The sequence below is a fragment of the Halocola ammonii genome (assembly GCF_049334165.1).
GTDB lineage: Bacteria > Bacteroidota > Bacteroidia > Flavobacteriales_D > Sanyastnellaceae > JBEGHD01.
The window spans coordinates 1-19733 of the sequence record NZ_JBEGHD010000008.1 but is presented as its reverse complement, the minus strand read 5'-3'; the positions used below and the strand labels follow the sequence as shown (position 1 = coordinate 19733).

At 45.2% G+C, this 19733-nt stretch carries 17 protein-coding genes, 1 other RNA gene and 1 pseudogene; 13 read left to right on the top strand and 6 right to left on the bottom strand.

Annotated features, from left to right (window positions below):
- Positions 1-41 precede the first annotated feature (41 nt).
- Positions 42-1241, top strand: a complete 1200-nt coding sequence (gene mnmA / locus ABHV44_RS09385; protein WP_459074424.1) for a tRNA 2-thiouridine(34) synthase MnmA — start codon at positions 42-44, stop codon at positions 1239-1241.
- Here the strand turns inward: mnmA and ABHV44_RS09380 are convergent.
- Together ABHV44_RS09380 and ABHV44_RS09375 are read right to left on the bottom strand one after the other, a co-directional pair.
- The gene (locus ABHV44_RS09380; RefSeq protein WP_459074423.1) at positions 1238-2200 is read right to left on the bottom strand and encodes a glycosyltransferase family 2 protein; all 963 of its coding nucleotides are present in this window, start codon (positions 2198-2200) and stop codon (positions 1238-1240) included. The genes mnmA and ABHV44_RS09380 overlap by 4 nt on opposite strands.
- Positions 2201-2215: 15 nt before the next feature.
- Positions 2216-2824: a DUF4199 domain-containing protein gene (locus ABHV44_RS09375; protein ID WP_459074422.1), complete on the bottom strand. Its 609-nt coding sequence runs from the start codon at positions 2822-2824 to the stop codon at positions 2216-2218.
- A 19-nt stretch (positions 2825-2843) separates the two neighbouring features.
- Between ABHV44_RS09375 and ffs the strand changes: the two genes are divergently transcribed.
- From ffs to ABHV44_RS09355, 4 genes are all read left to right on the top strand, one after another.
- An RNA gene (gene ffs / locus ABHV44_RS09370) (signal recognition particle sRNA small type) lies at positions 2844-2943 on the top strand.
- Between the two features lie 32 nt (positions 2944-2975).
- Entirely contained in the window at positions 2976-3815 is an 840-nt protein-coding gene (locus ABHV44_RS09365; protein ID WP_459074421.1) for an SDR family oxidoreductase, read from the top strand.
- A 47-nt stretch (positions 3816-3862) separates the two neighbouring features.
- Entirely contained in the window at positions 3863-5356 is a 1494-nt protein-coding gene (accC, locus tag ABHV44_RS09360) for an acetyl-CoA carboxylase biotin carboxylase subunit (protein WP_459074420.1), read from the top strand.
- Between the two features lie 56 nt (positions 5357-5412).
- A complete protein-coding gene (locus tag ABHV44_RS09355; protein ID WP_459074419.1) occupies positions 5413-6036 on the top strand; it encodes a DUF4294 domain-containing protein in 624 nt (207 codons plus the stop codon).
- A 3-nt stretch (positions 6037-6039) separates the two neighbouring features.
- On the opposite strand, the gene ABHV44_RS09350 is transcribed toward ABHV44_RS09355, so the two are convergent.
- Positions 6040-6735, bottom strand: coding sequence for an SIR2 family NAD-dependent protein deacylase (locus ABHV44_RS09350; protein WP_459074418.1), 696 nt, complete (start codon positions 6733-6735; stop codon positions 6040-6042).
- 285 nt (positions 6736-7020) lie between these two features.
- Here ABHV44_RS09350 and ABHV44_RS09345 point away from each other — a divergent pair, with 285 nt between their 5' ends.
- The 8 genes from ABHV44_RS09345 to ABHV44_RS09310 all read left to right on the top strand — a co-directional run bounded on the left by ABHV44_RS09345 (position 7021) and on the right by ABHV44_RS09310 (position 14028).
- Complete coding sequence (locus ABHV44_RS09345; protein ID WP_459074417.1) at positions 7021-7707, top strand: heme exporter protein CcmB; 687 nt, start codon at positions 7021-7023, stop codon at positions 7705-7707.
- A 13-nt stretch (positions 7708-7720) separates the two neighbouring features.
- Positions 7721-8398 carry a cytochrome c biogenesis protein CcsA gene (ccsA, locus tag ABHV44_RS09340; RefSeq protein ID WP_459074416.1) on the top strand — a complete coding sequence of 226 codons (678 nt, stop codon included), beginning with the start codon at positions 7721-7723 and terminating at the stop codon, positions 8396-8398.
- Entirely contained in the window at positions 8399-8617 is a 219-nt protein-coding gene (locus ABHV44_RS09335; RefSeq protein ID WP_459074415.1) for a CcmD family protein, read from the top strand.
- Positions 8614-9024, top strand: coding sequence for a cytochrome c maturation protein CcmE domain-containing protein (locus ABHV44_RS09330; protein WP_459074414.1), 411 nt, complete (start codon positions 8614-8616; stop codon positions 9022-9024). The genes ABHV44_RS09335 and ABHV44_RS09330 overlap by 4 nt, the downstream gene beginning before the upstream one ends.
- Positions 9024-11852 (top strand): cytochrome c biogenesis protein CcsA, encoded by a 2829-nt coding sequence (ccsA, locus tag ABHV44_RS09325; RefSeq protein WP_459074413.1) that lies wholly within the window; start codon positions 9024-9026, stop codon positions 11850-11852. The genes ABHV44_RS09330 and ccsA (ABHV44_RS09325) overlap by 1 nt, the downstream gene beginning before the upstream one ends.
- A gap of 230 nt (positions 11853-12082) precedes the next feature.
- Entirely contained in the window at positions 12083-12628 is a 546-nt protein-coding gene (locus ABHV44_RS09320; RefSeq protein ID WP_459074412.1) for an outer membrane beta-barrel protein, read from the top strand.
- Between the two features lie 115 nt (positions 12629-12743).
- Entirely contained in the window at positions 12744-13520 is a 777-nt protein-coding gene (locus tag ABHV44_RS09315; RefSeq protein ID WP_459074411.1) for a Rossmann-like and DUF2520 domain-containing protein, read from the top strand.
- Positions 13504-14028 carry a KdsC family phosphatase gene (locus ABHV44_RS09310; RefSeq protein ID WP_459074410.1) on the top strand — a complete coding sequence of 175 codons (525 nt, stop codon included), beginning with the start codon at positions 13504-13506 and terminating at the stop codon, positions 14026-14028. The genes ABHV44_RS09315 and ABHV44_RS09310 overlap by 17 nt, the downstream gene beginning before the upstream one ends.
- A 6-nt stretch (positions 14029-14034) precedes the next feature.
- Here ABHV44_RS09310 and ABHV44_RS09305 read toward each other — a convergent pair whose 3' ends face one another.
- The 3 genes and pseudogenes from ABHV44_RS09305 to ABHV44_RS09295 form a co-directional block, all read right to left on the bottom strand.
- Positions 14035-16506: a choice-of-anchor tandem repeat GloVer-containing protein gene (locus ABHV44_RS09305; protein ID WP_459074409.1), complete on the bottom strand. Its 2472-nt coding sequence runs from the start codon at positions 16504-16506 to the stop codon at positions 14035-14037.
- A gap of 293 nt (positions 16507-16799) precedes the next feature.
- Entirely contained in the window at positions 16800-17510 is a 711-nt protein-coding gene (locus tag ABHV44_RS09300) for a hypothetical protein (RefSeq protein ID WP_459074408.1), read from the bottom strand.
- A gap of 123 nt (positions 17511-17633) precedes the next feature.
- A pseudogene (locus tag ABHV44_RS09295) lies at positions 17634-19733 on the bottom strand (hypothetical protein); the annotation flags it as partial.

The following is a 19733-nucleotide window of genomic DNA, read 5'->3' as shown; positions in this document are numbered from 1 at the left end:
CAAATCTGCCCATTTTTTTCTAATTCAATTACCTTTGCACTATGAAAAGAGTAGTCGTAGGATTATCGGGAGGGGTTGACTCCAGTGTGGCCGCCTATTTACTTCAAAAACAAGGATTTGATGTGATAGGTGTGTTCATGAGAAACTGGCACGATGAGTCGGTCACTATAGACAATGAGTGTCCGTGGATTGATGACAGTAATGATGCCATGGCTGTAGCTGAAGCACTCGGAATTCCATTTCAGGTATTGGATCTGAGTGCAGAGTACAAGGACCGTGTTGTGGACTACATGTTTTCTGAGTATGAAAACGGTCGAACTCCAAACCCAGACGTACTGTGCAACAGAGAAATTAAGTTTGACATTTTTCTGAAAGCGGCAATGGGAATGAAAGCGGATTTTGTGGCTACTGGCCACTATTGCAGAAAAGACTCTGTAGAAGTTGACGGTAAAACAACCTATCGACTTTTAGCCGGAAAAGACGACAACAAGGACCAGAGTTATTTTCTTTGTCAGCTAACTCAGGATCAGCTCGCCAAAGCACTTTTCCCAGTGGGCGAACTTCAAAAAAGCGAAGTCCGTGAAATTGCAACCGAACTAGGATTGGTTACTGCCGATAAAAAAGACTCGCAGGGATTGTGCTTTGTAGGTAAAGTAAAGTTGCCGGTTTTTCTTCAACAACAACTCGCTCCTAAGAGAGGAAAAATCATTCAGGTACCTGCAGAAGCTATTGAAAAAAGTGAGGTAGAATCTACTCCTGCAGCAGCTGCTTCTACAGAAACCAGATCACCGGCAGAGACAATTGCCCCTCCTGTTCTGCGGCCAGAACTTGGAGAGGTCGTTGGAGAGCACACTGGCGCCCACTACTTCACTATCGGACAGCGCAAGGGACTGAGTGTTGGAGGAACGAAAGAACCTCTTTTCGTAATTGGAACTGATGTAGAGCAAAACATCGTCTACGTAGGAGAAAGCGATCGCCATCCGGGATTGTATCGAGACGGACTTTTTATTCCGTCTGAAGACGTGCACTGGATTAGAGAAGACCTGCAACTTCAGGCTGGAGACTCGAAAAAATACGATTGTCGCATTCGCTATCGCCAACCACTTTTTGATGCCACACTGATTCGTCAGGAAGACGGACTTTTTATCCTCTTCGATGAGCCTCAAAAAGCCGTTGCTCCGGGTCAATTTGCAGCCTGGTACGATGGAGACGAGTTAGTCGGCAGTGGAATTATTTCCTAAATCTGCTCTTTAATCTTGTAAGTGTTTCTGGTTGGGGAATTTCTCGAAACCAACTCTCCGATAAATCCCGCCAGGAAAAGCTGAGTTCCCAAAATCATGGCTGTCAGAGCAATGAAAAACTTGGAGTCGTTCGCGATATTTCTCGCGGGAATTTCGTGGTAGAGGTAGTAGAGCTTCGATCCACCGATCCAGGCGAAAGCTAAAAATCCGATGATAAACATGAGCGTACCCAGGGTGCCGAAAAGATGCATCGGTTTCTTACCAAATCGCGACACGAAAGTAATGGTAAGCAAATCGAGAAAGCCATTTATAAATCGCTCCAAACCAAACTTTGTCTTACCGTATTTTCTTTCTCGGTGCTGCACCACTTTCTCACCAATTCTCGAAAAGCCTTCCCACTTAGCAATCACAGGAATGTAGCGGTGCATCTCGCCATAGATTTCGACACTCTTCACCACATCACTTCGGTAAGCTTTTAGACCACAGTTGAAATCGTGCAAATAAATGCCGGACATTTTCCGAGTGGCGAAGTTGTAGAGTTTGGTAGGAATTGTCTTCGAAGGTGGATCGTGTCTCACCTTCTTCCAGCCCGAAACCAGGTCTAGACCTTCCTCTTCGATCATTCGAATCATCTCTGGAATTTCTTCGGGAGAATCTTGCAAATCGGCATCCATCGTGATGATGTACTTACCAGAAGCAGCTTCAAAGCCGGTGTTGAGCCCAGCAGATTTTCCATAATTCCTCAGAAAACGAATTGCTCTCACATTGGGATCTGCAGCTGATAATTTTTCGATTTCCAACCAGGAGCGATCAGTGCTGCCATCATCAACAAAAACAATTTCGTAGCTGAAGTCATTTTTGCCCATCACTTCCACTATCCAGCGGTGAAGTTCTTCGAGTGACTCTTCCTCATTAAAGAGCGGAATTACTATCGAAATATGAGGTTGTGTTTGTGCCAAAAGTTAGGTTGGATTTTAGTCGAGTGGCGATTTGCGGACGAAAGCAGCTACTATCAGCGAGATTATGAAAGCAAAAAAAACGGATGATAAAAAACCAAAAACACTCATCCAGCCTGGAGTCATGAAAATTTTTGATTGGCCGATGGCCATGTCGGCCATGTCTTCTGACATTCCGTTCTCAATCATTTGATCATACTGCATTTCGAGCATTCGGTCCACAAAATCTGGAGCGATAAAAGCAAAAAAGATATAGCTGAAAACTGCTGAAATGATTCCAGCCCAGACAAAAGTTAACGTTCCAATTCCGAGTGCTCTTCCGTAATTTACAAAACCGCTTCCTTCCGTTTTTCTGTAATTCACCAGGATCCAGGTGATTAGTGCTGAATACAGAACAAGTGTGATTACCGAGTTCAATCCAGAATTGTACAGCAGTCCGAAAAAATAAGCCACCAAGGTATAGGCAATCATCACCAAGGCAGCGATAACCCCATATTCAACAGTGGGCTTCAGAACTCTGTTCCGGGCCTCCTCGTGGTTTTGGTCAAGGATATTTTGATCTTCCATGCCGACAAATATAGAAAAGCAGAAAATGTCTTCAATCATGCTTTGAGATAATAAATTCATTCATACCTTTGCGCTCAGAAGGCAAGTCTTATACGACCAGCTCCTGCTGAACTCCCCCAGGACCGGAAGGTAGCAAGGGTAGGCGGTTGTAGCGGTGCGATATAAGTAGCTTGCCTTTCTTTTTTTACTCAAGCAAGCAATTGACTTTCAGGTGAAAAAAACCACAGCCGCCAACACCTCCTCTCCCAAATCCATCTTAGTGACAGGTGGCTCCTCCGGTATCGGACTATCCATTGCGAAGTATTTATCTGATAAAGGCTTTGTCGTTTTCGGCACAAGCAGGAAAGCGAAAAATGGTGAGAAGCTCGAAAATTTCACGCTTGTCAACATGGATGTCACTTCAGAAGAGTCTATTTCTGAAGCGATCGACTACATTCTAAAAAACAACGGACCGATTGATGTGCTGGTAAACAATGCCGGGCTGGGCATTGCCGGTCCGCTCGAAAACACTTCTGATGAAGAAGCAAAGAAAGTTTTTGAAACGAATGTTTTTGGAGTGCTTAATGTGTGCCGGGCGTGCATTCCGATTTTGAGAGATAACGGAGGTGGTAATATCATCAATGTCACTTCTATTGGTGGCATTGTCGGACTTCCCTTTCGAGGTATTTACTGCAGCAGTAAGTTCGCTGTAGAGGGCATTACAGAAACTCTCAGCATGGAGCTACGTGCGTTTAATATTCATGTCAGCATCATCGAACCTGGAGATTTTAAGACGAACATCAATCAAAACAGGCTTGTTTCGAAAGATATTGACACACTAAACTATGATGGTACTTTCGAAGAAACCCTGAACCAAATCAATTCGGAAGTAGCGGGAGCCCGAGACCCCATTTACATCGCCCGTCAGGTTCACCGAATTATTAAGTCAAAAAACCCGCGGTTGCGCTACAAAGTAGCTACGCCAACTCAACGGCTGAGTGTATTTCTGAAAAGAATACTCCCGGGCCGCCTTTTCGAGAAAATGCTGATGAAGCACTACCACCTCGATTAGTAAAGCCCAGCAAAACCTTTATTTTTACCCGCAAATTCCATTTTGAGATGAAGAAAATACTGATCGCCAACAGAGGAGAAATTGCACTGAGAATAATGAGATCTACCAGAGAAATGGGGATCAAGACAGTGGCTGTTTTTTCCGAAGCTGATAGAAACGCACCTTTTGTAAAGTATGCCGATGAGGCTGTTTGCATCGGGCCACCTCCCTCTTCGGAGTCTTATCTCAAAATGGAAAAAATCATCGAGGTAGCAAAAGAAACAAGAGCCGATGGCATTCATCCCGGCTACGGATTTCTTTCAGAGAATGATGCTTTTGCCAAACTGGTAACCGATTCTGGGCTCATTTTTATCGGTCCCAAACCGGACGCTATTCGTGTGATGGGTAGTAAACTCGCAGCAAAAGCTGCAGTAAAAAAATACGACATCCCGCTCGTGCCCGGAATTGATGAAGCAATCGAGGATGTGAAAAAAGCGACCGAAATTGCAAAGGAAATTGGCTTCCCAATCCTGATCAAAGCCAGTGCCGGTGGCGGTGGTAAAGGAATGCGGATCGTAGAAAACGAAGGAGAACTCGGAGAGCAGATGAATCGCGCCATCTCAGAAGCAAAATCTGCTTTTGGGGATGGAAGTGTCTTCATAGAGCGTTACGTTGGCTCACCTCGCCACATCGAGATTCAGGTCTTGGCCGATTCGCACGGAAACATCCTTCACCTTTTTGAGCGAGAGTGCTCCATTCAGAGACGACATCAGAAAGTGATTGAAGAAGCGCCATCTTCCGTGCTCACTCCTGAACTGAGAGAAGCCATGGGAAAAAGTGCTACAGATGTGGCGCGCGCTTGCGACTACGTAGGTGCCGGAACTGTTGAGTTTTTGCTCGATGAAAACCTCAACTACTACTTCCTGGAGATGAACACGCGACTGCAGGTTGAGCACCCAGTTACGGAAGGGATCACCGGAATAGACATCGTAAAAGAACAGATTAAAATTGCTCGTGGAGAAAAGCTTTCTTTCTCTCAGGACGACCTTGAAATAAATGGACACGCACTCGAAGTTCGCGTCTATGCAGAAGATGCTACTAATAACTTTTTGCCTGACATCGGTAAATTGAAAGCCTACAAAAAACCTGAAGGACTCGGTATCAGGGTTGATGACGGATTTGAAGAGGGAATGGATATTCCAATCCACTACGATCCGATGATCGCCAAGTTGATTACTCATGGAGCCGATCGCAACGAGGCCATTCAGCGAATGGTAAGAGCCATTGACGATTACAAAATTTCAGGAGTCACCACTACTCTATCCTTCTGCCGATTTGCCATTCAGCACGAAGCTTTCGTAAGTGGTAATTTCGACACTCATTTTGTAAAAGAGCACTTTTCTCCGGAAATGCTCGAGCAGCACGACAAAGACGAAGAGGAAGTGGCATCAATCATCGGAGTGCTTTTGAGAAAGCAGCACGCCAAGAAAAACAAAGAGACACCGGCAGATAACAAAAAAGAAAGTCAGTGGAAGCTCAGGCGTCAGGAATTTCGCAAATGAGCAATTAGATGTACCTTTAGGCAAGATCGAGTCGTAGAACACGTTTGAAAATCGAAATGAAACAAATTCTGCTTTCAATATCATTCTCTCTCGTCTTCCTTCTTGCGGCACAGGCACAAGAATCGAGCGATTCTAAGTCTCCTGTTTTGAGAGGTCATGTTGTAGATGGCGACACCATCCCAATGGTCAATCTGGCTTCGGTGGTTATTTCTGACAGTAAATATCACAACAAGCGTTACTACCGCACTTTTGCCAGACTACAGAGAAAAGTAGTAAAGGTTTATCCTTACGCCAAAGCCGCTGGAGACCTGATGAACGAGTACGAAAAAGAGCTCAAGAAGATGGATTCGGAGCGCCAGAGAAAGCGCTACATCAAGAAAGCCGAAGCAGAACTCAAAGAAAAATTCGAAGGCGAGATTCGGAAAATGACTGTGAGTGAAGGATTGATCCTGATCCGTTTAATCGACCGCGAAACGGGCGATACAAGTTATGAATTGATCAGCGAGTTGCGGGGAAGTTTCTCGGCTTTCATGTGGCAATCGCTGGCCAGGCTTTTTGGAAATAACCTCAAAGAGCAATACAATCCCGAAGAAGGCGAAGACCAAATCATTGAGGAGATTGTTCGGCAAATAGAGTCTGGAACAATTCGCGTGAAGACATTCGAAGAAGTTACCAAATAACCCTTACTGCTCTCTTTCCAAAAGCAACTTCTTAACTCTTTCAAGCCCCGTACTTCCTTTATCTGCTATCGCGGTCAAGTTACTCACACCGGTGGTGTCTGGCACTCCAGGATCTACCAGAAACTTGGGAATTTCCGCAGGCGCCATGGTGACTAAACCAGCTGCCGGATACACCTGAAGTGAAGTCCCCACAACAATGTAAATGTCGGCTTCAGCAGAAATTTCAGCTGCTTTTTCAATCATCGGAACTGGCTCACCAAACCAGACTACATGAGGCCGCAGTTGCGAGCCACGCTCACAGCACTCCCCCATTTTCAATTCCCAACCATCAATGTCGTAAACAAGATTGGGATCTTCACTGCTCTGAGACTTGGCAATTTCTCCGTGAAGGTGGACCACATCGGAAGAGCCGGCTCTCTCGTGGAGGTTGTCGATGTTTTGTGTGATCACCGTCACATCGAAGTAATCCTCCAACTCGGCCAAGACCTCATGTCCACGATTGGGCTCAGCCTGAAGTGCCACTTTTCTTCTTTCGTTGTAAAACCGCAGCACCAGTTCCCTGTCGCGAGCCCAGGCTTCGGGTGTCGCTACTTCCTCCAGGCGATAGCCTTCCCATAAACCTCCGGCACCTCGAAAAACCGGAATTCCACTTTCTGCACTGATGCCAGCGCCCGACAAAACGACTAGTTTCTTTTTCATTGGACTATCTTTTTTGAACGAAAGAAAGCTACAATATATCTGAGTTCTGCTAAATTTATTAGCTCAGAAATTCTCTAAAATGAAATAGGCAAGGCGCATTTGTGATGGTCTATCGAGATAAACCAAACAGATGCAACGCAGCATATGACATTTTAGGAATTCTTATTCTCAAAATGTAGTTCTCTTTTGGAATACTCCAGATATCCCTTTTTGAATTTGGAAAACACAACTGAACCAAAATAATTTCTGGCAATCTGAGCAATAAAGATAGGCTGAACTCAGGTATTGAATACCTTTGCCGGCAAATTGGTACGAGAAATCACATACCTGATAAAAAATGAAGCGCTGCTGGAGCTGCGTCAGAAATACGTTTTTGGCGGAATTTTACTTTACGTCTTTTCCACCATTTTTGTCTGTTACCTCTCTTTCAGGCAAATTGTAGACATCCCCACCTGGAACGCATTGCTCTGGATCATCTTGCTTTTTACGGCTTTCAATGCGATTGGTAAAAGCTTCGATCGTGAAGGAAGAGGATTGCAAATTTACCTTTACACCTTGGCCAGGCCGCAATCAGTAATTCTCGCCAAGATTCTGTACAATATGATGGTGATGACCGTACTCACTGCGATCAGCATCGTCATCTATTCGATGTTCATCGGGAACAGTCCGCTTGAAGAAACTGATTTTTGGCAATTCGCACTCGCTCTTTTTCTCGGAGCACTTGGGTTTGCGAGCAGTCTAACCCTTGTTTCGGGTATTGCCGCAAAAACCGACAACAACATGGGCATGATGGCCATTTTGGGCTTCCCAGTGATTTTGCCTTTACTTATGTCTTTGATGCGCTTTTCGAAGAATGCAATCGATGGAATTGCCTGGGAATTAAACTACAAATACGCCCTCACTTTGGGAGGTATAAATCTGATCGTTTTGGCGCTGTCTTATCTTTTATTTCCATACCTTTGGCGCGAATAATTTGAGCGTTTCGATGAAGCGAAATTGGTGGAAAATTCTCTGTGTTGTTCTCTTTTTATACGCTGTTATTTACGGTCTTACGATCGAGGTTCCAGACCTTAACAGACTTCACCAAACAATCCGAAATCTTTTTTATCACGTACCCCTCTGGTTCGGAATGATTTTCATTCTGCTGATCAGCTTTATCTACAGCATCCGATACCTATCGAGCGGGAAAGAAGAGCACGACATTGTAGCAATTGAATCTGTGAAAGTCGGTTTGTTATTCGGAATTCTCGGATTCATCACCGGAAGCTTTTGGGGCAACTACAGCTGGGGAGAACTCAGCGCCTGGCTCACCAGCGAACCGCGATCTCTGGCTTCGATGATCGCCATGCTTTTTTATGTGGCCTACATCATCCTACGGGGATCGCTCGAAGAAATTACAAAGCGGGCAAAAATCAGCGCGGTTTACAACGTTTTTGCATTTGTGCTCTACCTCTTGTTTATTATCGTTGTTCCGAGAATGACGGAATCGCTTCACCCAGGAGCTGGAGGAAACCCCGGCTTCAACATTTACGATTCCGACAACAACCTGAAGGTGGTGTTGTATCCGGCATGGATGGCCTACATGCTTCTCGCTCTATGGATTACTAATATCCGTGTGAGAATGAGAAAAATAGAATTGAAAACACTGACAAACGACTTATAAATGGCACGAATAGCTCTTTTAATCGCAGCAATTTTTTCGACCACATTGCTTTCAGCAAAAACATCTGCCGAGGCCAACAACTTCTCATTGAGCAGTGGTGATGGAAGTCTTGTTGTTGTCATTGTGTTGGCGGTGGTTTTTGCTGGCTTATTTGTATTCCTGCTGGCCATCGAAAGGAAATTGAACAGACTGGAAAAAAAACTGGATAACAAATCATGAAAAAGACACACATCATAGGAATTTTGGTGATTGCTGTCTGCATAGCCATTGTGGTTGGCAGCTTGTACGATGCAAGCTCTTACGCCAATTTCGAAAAAGCTTTTACTAATCCCACCGAAGAGTATCATGTGGTGGGAAAGCTCGACACTTCAAAACCTGTAGTGTACGAACCGGCAAAGAACCCCAACCTCACCGTTTTTCACATGCTCGATGAAAACAACGTCAGTAAGCGAGTGGAGCTTTACAAGAGTAAACCTCAGGATTTTGAACGCTCCGAAACCATCGTGTTGATTGGTAAGGCTGGCGCTGACAACGAATCTTTTGAAGCAAACAATATTTTGCTCAAGTGTCCTTCTAAATACGAAGAAGGAGGACAGGTAGAAACTGCAGAATATCAAGCCCAATAATGGATATAGACTACACTGGAGAATCTCCACTTCCCGGTATAATTGGGAACTTCTTTATTGTTTTAGCATTTGCGGCCGCACTATTTTCGGCATTTAGCTATTACCAATCGGTAAGAAATGAATCCGACTTTGGTTGGAAAAGACTCGGCCGTATAGGCTTCTGGATCCAGAGTCTCTCGATCCTCGGAGCCATTGCATCACTGTTTTACATTCTCACAAACCATCTCTACGAGTACCAGTATGCCTGGGAACACCTCAACAATGAGATGCCGATGAAGTACATTCTCAGCTGTTTCTGGGAAGGTCAGGAAGGAAGTTTCCTGCTCTGGATTTTTTGGCACATCATTCTTGGTAACATTCTGATTTTCACCACCAGGAACTGGGAATCAGGTGTGATGGGCGTTTTTGCTCTCGTTCAGGTTTTCCTCATTTCTATGTTGCTGGGTATTTTCTTTGGTGATTATCAGCTGGGAAGCAATCCATTCCTTTTGCTAAGAGAAGCACCGTCAAACGTTGGTTTACCCTGGACACAAAATGCAGACTATCTTCAGATGCCGCAATTTCAGGATGGAAGAGGTCTCAATCCCTTGTTGCAAAACTATTGGATGACCATCCACCCACCTACTCTCTTTTTAGGGTTTGCTTCTACGCTGGTTCCTTTTGCTTACGCGATTGCCGGACTTTGGCGAAACGATTTCAGGGGTTGGATTGCCCCTGCCATTCCATGGGCATTTTTCTCTGTGATGATTCTCGGAACGGGAATTTTGATGGGAGGAGCCTGGGCCTACGAAGCGCTTAGCTTTGGAGGTTTCTGGGCATGGGATCCAGTGGAAAATGCATCGCTTGTTCCATGGCTCACACTGGTTGGTGCAGCGCACTTGCTGGTGATCAACAAGAGAAAACCGACATCGTTGTTTACGACATTCCTTTTGGTTTTTGTCACGTTCGTTTTGATCCTCTACTCTACCTTCCTTACACGAAGTGGAGTACTTGGCGACACCTCTGTCCACTCGTTTGTAGACAGTGGGATTTTACCACAGCTGCTGGTTTACCTTCTGTTCTTCGTAGCCCTTTCGGTTGGAATTCTGATTCGCAAGAAAAAAGAAAGAACACTTTACGCAGTTATCAGCACGGTGCTTTTTGTACTTGCCGTGGTGCTGCACATCACAGCAGACGTGTCTATTCTCTACTTCGTGAATGCGTTCTTGCTGGTGAGTTTCATTTGGGTGATTCGCGCCTACAGAAAATATTTCCCGCCAGCTGCGGAAGAAGAAAACCTTTGGTCGCGAGAGTTTTGGGTATTCCTTGGATCTCTTGTGCTGTTCATTGCGAGTTTGCAGATTATCGGAATGACTTCGTTCCCAGTGATCAACAAAATGATTGAGCCTTTTAGTGGCGTTTTCCAGTCGCTTTATGAATCTTCCGATTGGGGTATTTTTGCAAAACTCGCTGAAGCCAAGCTCGCACCTCCGTCAGATCCGATTCCCGAATACAACAAGTGGCAGATTCCTTTTGCGGTCATCATCATGCTGCTGATCGCTTCGGGGCAATTTTTTAAGTACAAGAAGACCAACATTTCGAAGTTTGGAAAAGATATTCTCGGGTCGCTGATCCTGGCAGTTCTCATTTTCGCGCTGCTATTTTTCGGAACTCCTTTTGGATCAAGCCCATTCCAGTACCAGGCGCTTTTGTTCAGCGGAATTTTCGCTTTCACTGCCAATCTGGATTACATGATTCGCATCGTGAAAGGTAAGCTCGATCACATTGGTTCGAGCGTTTCTCACATAGGGTTTGCTTTATTACTAATCGGAGCATTGGTTTCAACTTCGCAAAGCGAAAAAATCAGCCAAAACAGATTTGGAGATATTCGCGATTTGAGTGAAGACCTGAAAAATCAGGAGGACATGATTTTGCTCCAGGGCGACACCATGCAGATGGGCAACTATTTCGTGAACTACAAGAGACGATTTGTCGATGATAACGTGCTCAAATTTGAGATTGAGTACTTCAACAAAGCACCAAAAAATTACAAGGAAGGCGATGTGGTTTATCACCGAAATTTTGTCTTTCAGGCGCTACAGGATCACGAGGCGAGCAACAATTTCCTCAAAGACATGAAGGAAAACTGGACTCGCGTGCCGATGCCGAATGAGCGCCAAAGTGAGGAAGTGCAACTGTGGAAAAGCGGTGTTCCCGGTGAGTATCAGTACTCGCTCCATCCACGAGTGCAGTTGAGTGAAAAATTTGAGAACACGCCAGAGCCCGATACGCGTCACTATCTCGATCGTGATCTCTACACTCACATAAAGTGGGGCCGAACGGAAGAGCTCGAGACAGACGCAGAAGGCTATCTCGGAGCGGATAAATTCACCGTTGCCCCTGGCGATACCATCGAAATTTCCGGAGGATACATTTTTGTAGACAGCCTGAAACGGGTTACAGATTTTGCGAAGCACAGAATCTACGAAGATGATTTGGCTGCGAAGGCTGTTCTCAGGATTCGCAAAAGTGCACGAGACAAAGGTCAGGATCGCATAGTCGAGCCGCTCTACATTTTGCGCGACACACTGCAGGTTCCAGACATCGTCACTGTTGACGATCTTGGCTACAAATTTAAGCTCGACAAACTGCATCCCGAGTCTGGCGAGATGGACATCATCGTTTGGGAGCACAAGAAAAACGTGCGCGAGTTCATCGTGATGCAGGCAATCGTATTTCCATACATCAACATCCTTTGGATTGGTTGTATCATCATGGTCATCGGAACCATCTTGGCGATTCGTCACCGTATCAAACTGGCGAGGAAAAAGTCTGGAAGTAAGCGGTAGTTTTTAACAGTTTAGAGCTTGAGTTTTTTCTGAACAGATGTGAAATCCTGCTGAATCAGAACCTGTTTTTAATTGACTGTTGAACTCTAGTAGTCCCCTTTTCAGACACAACACTATTTCTCACAATTAAGGTAAATCCCTTACTCGAATGCGTATTTCTACTCATTCGCAGGAGGGTATGTCGATCTACTTTTGCTCTGTAATCTTAATCAACCAAAAATCTCAGAGCAATGAAAAAGCAGATTTTACTTTTATTTTCAGCCGTGGCCCTGTTTGTAGGAAGTGCCTCAGCACAAGTTTTTGACGAAGGGTCACTCAACGCCAATGTAGGCATCGGACTAGGCCTCACTCTCGGGTCAGGTAGTTCCACTCTTCCTCCCCTTTCACTCGCAGTAGACTATGGCGTCACAGAAAACATTGGCGTTGGAGGCTACCTCGGCTATGCCGGAGCCAAAGAGGAGTTCAACGTTTTTGGGACTGAGTACTCCTGGAAATACTCCTACCTCGTGATTGGTGTGAGAGGTACTTACCACTTCATCATGGAAGACGATTTGGACATTTACGGTGGTGCACTTTTAGGCTACAACGTGGCCTCGGCAAAATTTGAAAGTGACGATGAATCTCTCGAAAGTCTTGTACAAGAGCCGAGTGTTGGTGGTGTCGCTTACGCTCTTTTCGGAGGTGCGCGCTACATGTTTAGCGAAAAAGTTGGTGTGTTTGGAGAATTAGGTTATGGTATTTCCTGGATTACTGCCGGGCTCACAATGAAGCTCTGAGTAATAGCACACCACTCTTCACAAAGGACCGCTTTGCCGACTAGTTTGGCAAGGCGGTTTTTTTATTGCCGGCATCGGGCTAACTTTAGCATCAGCAAAAAAACACTTCTTGAAAATGATAAAAAGCGTTGCGCTAGTCGGTGCCGGAAATGTAGCCAGTCAGCTATGTCGAATTCTGAAAGAGAAGCAAGTTGACGTTGTCGGGGTCTACAGTCTTCATCCTGAAAGTCGAAAGAAATTTGGAGAGCAGTGGCAGGTCCCGGCACTTGATTCTCCATCTGAAGTGAATGACTCGGAAGCCGACCTTGTCATCTTTGCCGTAAACGACAACTCGGTAGAAGCAGCTTCTGCGGCAATTTCCAGCGATATTCCCGCGGTGCACACGAGCGGCTCGGTTCCGTTAGCGGCCCTCAGCCAGAAGACACGTGGAGTATTTTATCCATTGCAAACTTTCAGCAAGGAAAAGACTGTTGACTGGAAAAAGGTCCCGCTCTGCATCGAAGGAAGTGATGACGCCTTTGAGGAGAAACTTTTGGAACTGGCTCACAGAATTTCCGAAACAGTGAACAAGGTCGACAGCGAGCAGCGAAAGTTTTTGCATCTATCGGCAGTTTTTGCCTGCAATTTTTCAAATCACATGTATGCCATTGCCAATGAACTGATGCAAGAGCACAACATGGATTTCGAGATGCTGAAGCCGCTGATTTTGGAAACTGCAGAGAAAATCGGATCACTAAATCCGCGCGAAGCGCAAACCGGACCCGCTCAGCGCAAGGACGAAAAAACCATGAACGCACATCTCGAACTGCTTGCAGGATCTGATAATCTTAGACATCTTTACGGCCTCATTTCAGAACAGATCATAGCCCTTCAGAATGGAAAAAAGTTATAAGGAAAAGCTCAAAGACATCACTACATTTATTTTTGATGTAGATGGTGTTTTCACCGATGGCATCGTCCAGCTCATGCCCGATGGATCGCAAGTGAGAACGGCTAACGTGAAAGACGGCTACGCGGTACAACTCGCAGCGAAAAAGGGGTTTAGAATCGTCATCATCACCGGTGGAAGAAGTCAGGCAGTGAAGGAGCGTTTTCTGGGGCTCGGTGTGGAAGATATTTTCCTCGGTTCGGGAAACAAGGCCGATGTACTGACCAGATACATGGAGAAGCACAACCTCACTAAAGATGAACTTTGCTACATGGGCGATGACATCCCCGACTACGAAGTCATGAAGATGGTTGGCCTCCCCGTTTGTCCAAACGATGCTTCACCGGAAATCAAATCTCTTTCGCACTACATCTCAGACAAAAACGGTGGCAAAGGGTGCGTCCGCGACATCCTTGAGCAAACTATGAAAATCCAGAAAAAGTGGATGGACGATGAGGGGTTTGTTTGGTAGTGCTTTCTACTCACATGTCGTTCCAAGCATTCCAATCACAATAAGTAAGTCGTTTGTGTTGACCTCATTATCACCATTTTGATCATATTGCAGACAGCTCAGGTTAGGACAGCCGAAAGTAGCCAGGATATGAAGTAAATCATCAACGCCCACAAAGCCGCTATTATCCAGATCTTGCGGACAACCGGTTTCGGGTAAAACTTCAATAGGTCGGCTGTGAAGGTAGAATCCATAGTTCGAAGTATGCCAATGAAAATTGAAGTTCTCCTTAACCGTTGTCTGTTCCTGTTGAGGATCGTATTCAATAAAACTTCCCTGCCAGCCATCGAGTTGACCAAAGCCGTAATACTTTCCATTGCTTCCTTTGGTTAGACCTCCCCTGGGTCGCGCTGCCCCGATTCCCAATGAGACCCGAATATTGAGCTCACCAGTGATTAGATTGTAGTCGAAAACAGTTCCATAGCTGGTATCCCCAACCAACGTAGTTCCCACGATTACATTGGTATTGTCGTGTGAGAGGTTGTAACCAGGATAAATTCCACTTGTCGAGATATCGAAGTCATATAACTTTTCGAAAACCAAATTCACTGGATCAAAAGAGAAAAGAGTTCCCCCAGAATGAGCTCCCCCAAAGCGAGCAGTGCCACAAAGCAAACCATTCTCCACTTCTAGCAGGGAACCTTTTGGATTTGACCCGTTTCCATCTCCAAAATCAAATACTTTGGTATAGGTATCAGAGTATAAATCATACTCGAAAATGACCCCTTCATCATTGGCACCGCCAACTCTTGTTGTACCGTATAGTTTGCCGGTGGCTGTCGATTCCGTCAAACTGCCTTCTGGCATCCATCCTGAGGATTCTTCGAATTCGTGTAACACAAGGACCTCGTAAGTGATTGGATCGAACCGAAAGAGTGTTCCTCCTCCATCTTCACTTTGTTGAGTCATGCCATAAAGCCACCCATCGCTTGCCGAGAATAAGGCCCCTTTCGGTGCCTTACCGTTGACAAATTTGTCGAAGTGGAAGACATTTTTCACTTCTTCAGTTTCTGTGTTTACTTCGTAAATGGTGCCGTCATTATGATTACCTCCACTTAATGTCATCCCGTAAACCTTTCCGTTCAATGATTCTACGAGACCGGCAATTGGGAAAGTCCCATAATTCACACCGAACTCGACTATTTCTTCGAATTGTGAGTTATTGGGGTTAAATGAAAACAAAGTCCCCATGTTTTCTTCACCTCCCAGTTTAGTGAAGCCATACAAGGTTCCACCAAAAAGTTTGAGCGAACCTTCTGGCGAATAGCCATCTTGCAGTGGATTAAAATTGTAGGCTGTAGAATAAGTACTTTGATTGAGGTCGAAACTGAAAAGGAAACCACCTCCATTGACCCCACCAGCTTTCGAGAGGCCATACAGCTTGTCATCACCTTGAATTTCGAGTGTACCCACAACATCAGCAGATTCCTCGAAGCTAAAAAGCACATTCAGTACAGAAAATGTAGTGTTGAATTGAAAGACTCCACCGGATCCATGATCTCCACCACTGGTGGCCGTTCCAAAGACATAATTTGAGTCCCCTTCTACCAACCCTCCCTGAGGATTGCTAATGTCCACATCTTCGAAATCGATCAGGACTTCAAAAGAATTAGAGCTACTCCAGGGATTGTATTTGAAAAGGACGCCATCACCGTTTTCACCGCCTTCTTTTGTGACGCCAAAAATTCCGGCAAAACCTTTTGAAACCATTTCACCCTGTGGAGTAGCTCCTCCCACTCCATCAAAGTGATGTACCACTTCAAAACCACCATCAAAGGGGGCATAGCGGAAAATGGTTCCAAAACCATATAATCCACCAGAAGAAGTAGTGCCATAGGTCACTCCTTCAGAAGTTTGAACAAGAGAACCTACCGGGTGCGCGCCATCGTTGGCACCATCGAAGTGGTTAAAGACACTTATAAAATCACCTGCCGGATCCAGATAAAAAGCATAAAAAGTTCCCTTGCCGTGCGCACCGCCATCTTTGGTAACTCCATAGAAAGTGCCTCCGCCATGGCGAAGCAACTTTCCCTGTGGCGCCTCTCCAGTTGAACCACTGTTGAAAGTGTATAGCAATTCGGTTGTTTCGTTCTCCGGGTTGAAAGAAAAAAGCACCCCATCCCCATTGGCACCTCCAGAAGACACCGTTCCATAGAGCTTTCCATCTGATCCCTGTGTAAGCCCATTGGTCGTGGGGTTCTCAGCATCAATACCACTATGAAAACCATGCACCTTCTCGTAATTGTTGCCTTCACCATCTGTTTTGAACACCACACCGAACTTGCTTTCACTTGTGCTGTAAATCGTACCCCAAAGACTCGACTCCTGGGCGATGATTGAATTTGAAAAGAGAAAGAGTTGAGATGAACACAAAAACGCGACTAGCCAAAAGAGCGTATTCGGCCAGATCCTGCGAAAGATAGATTTGAAGGAAAACATAGTGGTTAAGGTTTTGGTATGAACGATCAATTTACCAAAATTCCCTGAAAATCAGACACTCGAGGCTCATGATGATTCATTTTAAACTTGAGGACGTTTCCCTGCGGGTCGGGCTTTCCGTTCCAATCTTTATTGCCACCCCCTAAAATCAAACAACAGAAATAAAGGATTTTCTCTGCAATCCCTAACGCGGCTTCCGTCTAACAAAAACAATGTCAACGTATTGGAACAAATGGGGTAATATGAAATACGAGCTGGAAGCTTGCGCCAACTAAGAGGAAATTGCTAGTAACTCACCATGACAAGAAATACCTCTCCCAGGCATCGCTCCATTTTAGAAAAACAGACTGAACTTTTACCCTATCTTGAAACATTTTACGATAACGGTCACTTGCTTTTTTCCATAAATAAATTCCTTCAAAGGAAGTGAGCATTAAAGGCTCTCCATTCAAAACTAAAACAGAGCTCGTAAGAATACCGTCCTCATTGTAATAGAATTGAGGACCATCCTCTCTCTTGTTCCGCTTAAAATTAAGCTTTCGCAATTGGCAATCTACAAGGTCTAATTCCACCTTGTAAGTTCCCGAGAAATCAAAGTTTTCAGTTGTAGAGCCAGAGATGGCAATTGCACTTGTCGAAGCACCCTCCGTTTCTATAAAGTATTTTGCGGTCTCACTAACTTTCAATTTCAAAGAAGAACTTTCAGTCTCCCACTCAAGGTACTTAATTCCATCTCCTTTATAGAAATCACATTGGTAGTTAGAAAAATATCCAGTAGTATCAATCCTCTTAAACGAGCGAATTATTGAATCACTTGTAAGTTGGATTTTAAAATTTCCAATAGTCATTGAGACCATGGACTCAGAATTTCTTAGTTCACCTTTGGATTGATTCTGAGACAATTGTATTTCAGGCGAATCTTCCTTCTCCCCCTCCTGCGACTTGCAGGAAAAAGCAATAATTGAGAAAAAAAAGAACAAGTGAATTAAGCGGTATTTCATCATTGGAAGTTTATGGATCGAATCTGAGTTCTAAGATATTAATTAAGAGACTGGCTCAAAACAAAAACAGCCGGGCTATTAAACCCGACTGTCTCTGTTACTTATTAAGCCAAAACTTAGAACCTTCTATTCATCACAGAAACTTCCAAACACGCTGAGCATGATGAGCAGATCTTCGGTGCCAGTCATGTCGTCTCCATTGATATCATAGATGCAATTGCTCTCGCAATCGTAATTACTAAGTAAGAGTAGCAGGTCTTCAGTTCCGATATATCCATCGTTGTTCAAGTCTGCTGGACAAGTCTCCACATCCGGAAGGTCCTCGAAAGAGATCTCCTGAGTGTGGGTTGTTTCGTTTCCGGCACAGTCAACAACTGTCCATGTGCGCACGATCGTGTAATCCGGACAGCAGTCCATGTCGAATGAGAAGTCACCAAGTGAATTCACAGATTGGTTAATCTGGTTGCCAGCATCGAAGAATGTTCCTTCGTAGTGGAACCATCCACCAATTCCGTTATTCGGACCGGTGTTGTTTGCTCCCACACCTTCCTGGAAGGCAAAGTACTGATCGTTAGGCGCGTGAGAAACTTCGAGGTAAGATCCTGCAAAGTCTCCCCATCCTTCGAGGTACGAACCTGTAGAGTTTACGAGGAAGTACGTCCAGTCCTCGAAGTCATTTACTCCATAACCGAAGTCGTCTTTGTATGACGTTGGGAACGGCTGGTTGCTCCAGGTATCCCAGTCAACTCCGTTTTCGAGGTTCACGTGGATCACCCAACCAGCATTTGGATTATCGTCACTTACCACTGTTCCCACAATCTCTGCCGTTTGGCCGTTACCCTGATCCGGGTAAACAATCCAGTTGGCTTCAACTGTAGAGTAAGTTGACTCCTCCTGTCCCGCCAGGTTGTAGAGAATCATCGACCAATCTACTGTTCCGTTCATTGGGTCAGTAAGTATGCAGTCAGATTCAGAACCTGCTGTGGGCTCGTTTCCAACGATTGTTTCTTCGTATGTCACTTCCACATTCGGATCACAATTGTCTGATGCAGTTACTGCAGCTGGCTCCGGCACTTCATCAAAGCAGTCGAGAACAAGGTCTTCAGGCTGCTCGCTAAGTGTTGGTGCTTCGTTGTCTTCTACAGTAATAAACTGAGAAGCAGTAACTGTATTTCCGCTAGGATCTACTGCAGTGAACACTCGCTCCAGCACATAGTTTGAAGGGCAGGAATCATCTTCGATAACATCTTGAGAAGTTACTTCCACGGAGCAATTGTCCGATGCACTCGCCATGTCTGAAGGCACTTCGTCTTCACAACTGATAGTCACATCAGCCGGCACAGAAGTGAATACAGGAGCAATTGGATCAACAACCGTCACAGTGGCATTACAAGTAGATTCATTTCCGCTTACATCACTAACAGTGAGCGTAATCGTATTCTCTCCGAGATCGCTGCATGTAAATTCCGTTTGCGAAGCACTTAGAGATTCAATGGCGCAGTTGTCTGAAGAACCGCCATCAATTTCGCTTGCCGTAATTGAAGCTTCGCCATTCTCATTCAGTTCAACTGTAATGTTTTGACAAACTGCATTTGGTGCTTCAGCATCTCCCACATTCACGGTGGCTCCGTAAGGTGTGGTGTCTGAAAGTTCGCAGCCATTGGCGTCTATCAGCGAGGTGAGTTGAACTTCGTAAGTTCCGTCAGCGAGTACATCGCTAAACAGCTGACCACCTTCACCAAGTGTCGCAGCGTTAGCATCTCCGTTAACGGTCCATTCAACCGTGTATGGAGCGTCTCCGCTGATTCCTTCGAGTGTCACTTCTACATTCTCTTCAGGGCAATAGTTAAACTCAGCTCCGTAGCCGGCAACTACTCCGTTGAACAGGATATTTACATCCGGCTCTTCGTTGATCGTTACTGTCGCTCCGTAGAGCTCCTCGGTGTCTTCGAAGGTGCAGCCATTGGCATCGGTGATTGTGGTCAGGTCGATCTCGTATGTACCCGGCTCGAGCAGCTCTGTTGCGAAGGTATCTCCTTCTTCTACAGTTGCTGTTTGCTCGGCTCCGCCATCAACCGTCCAGGTGATGGTGAATGGTCCGGTTCCACTTAGAATCTCGCTCACAGCAACATTCACTTCTGTTCCTTCGCAGTAGCTAAACTGGGCATTGTAGCCAGCAAGCTCTCCGTTGAAGGTGAAGTTGGCATCCGGTAGCGGATTGATCGT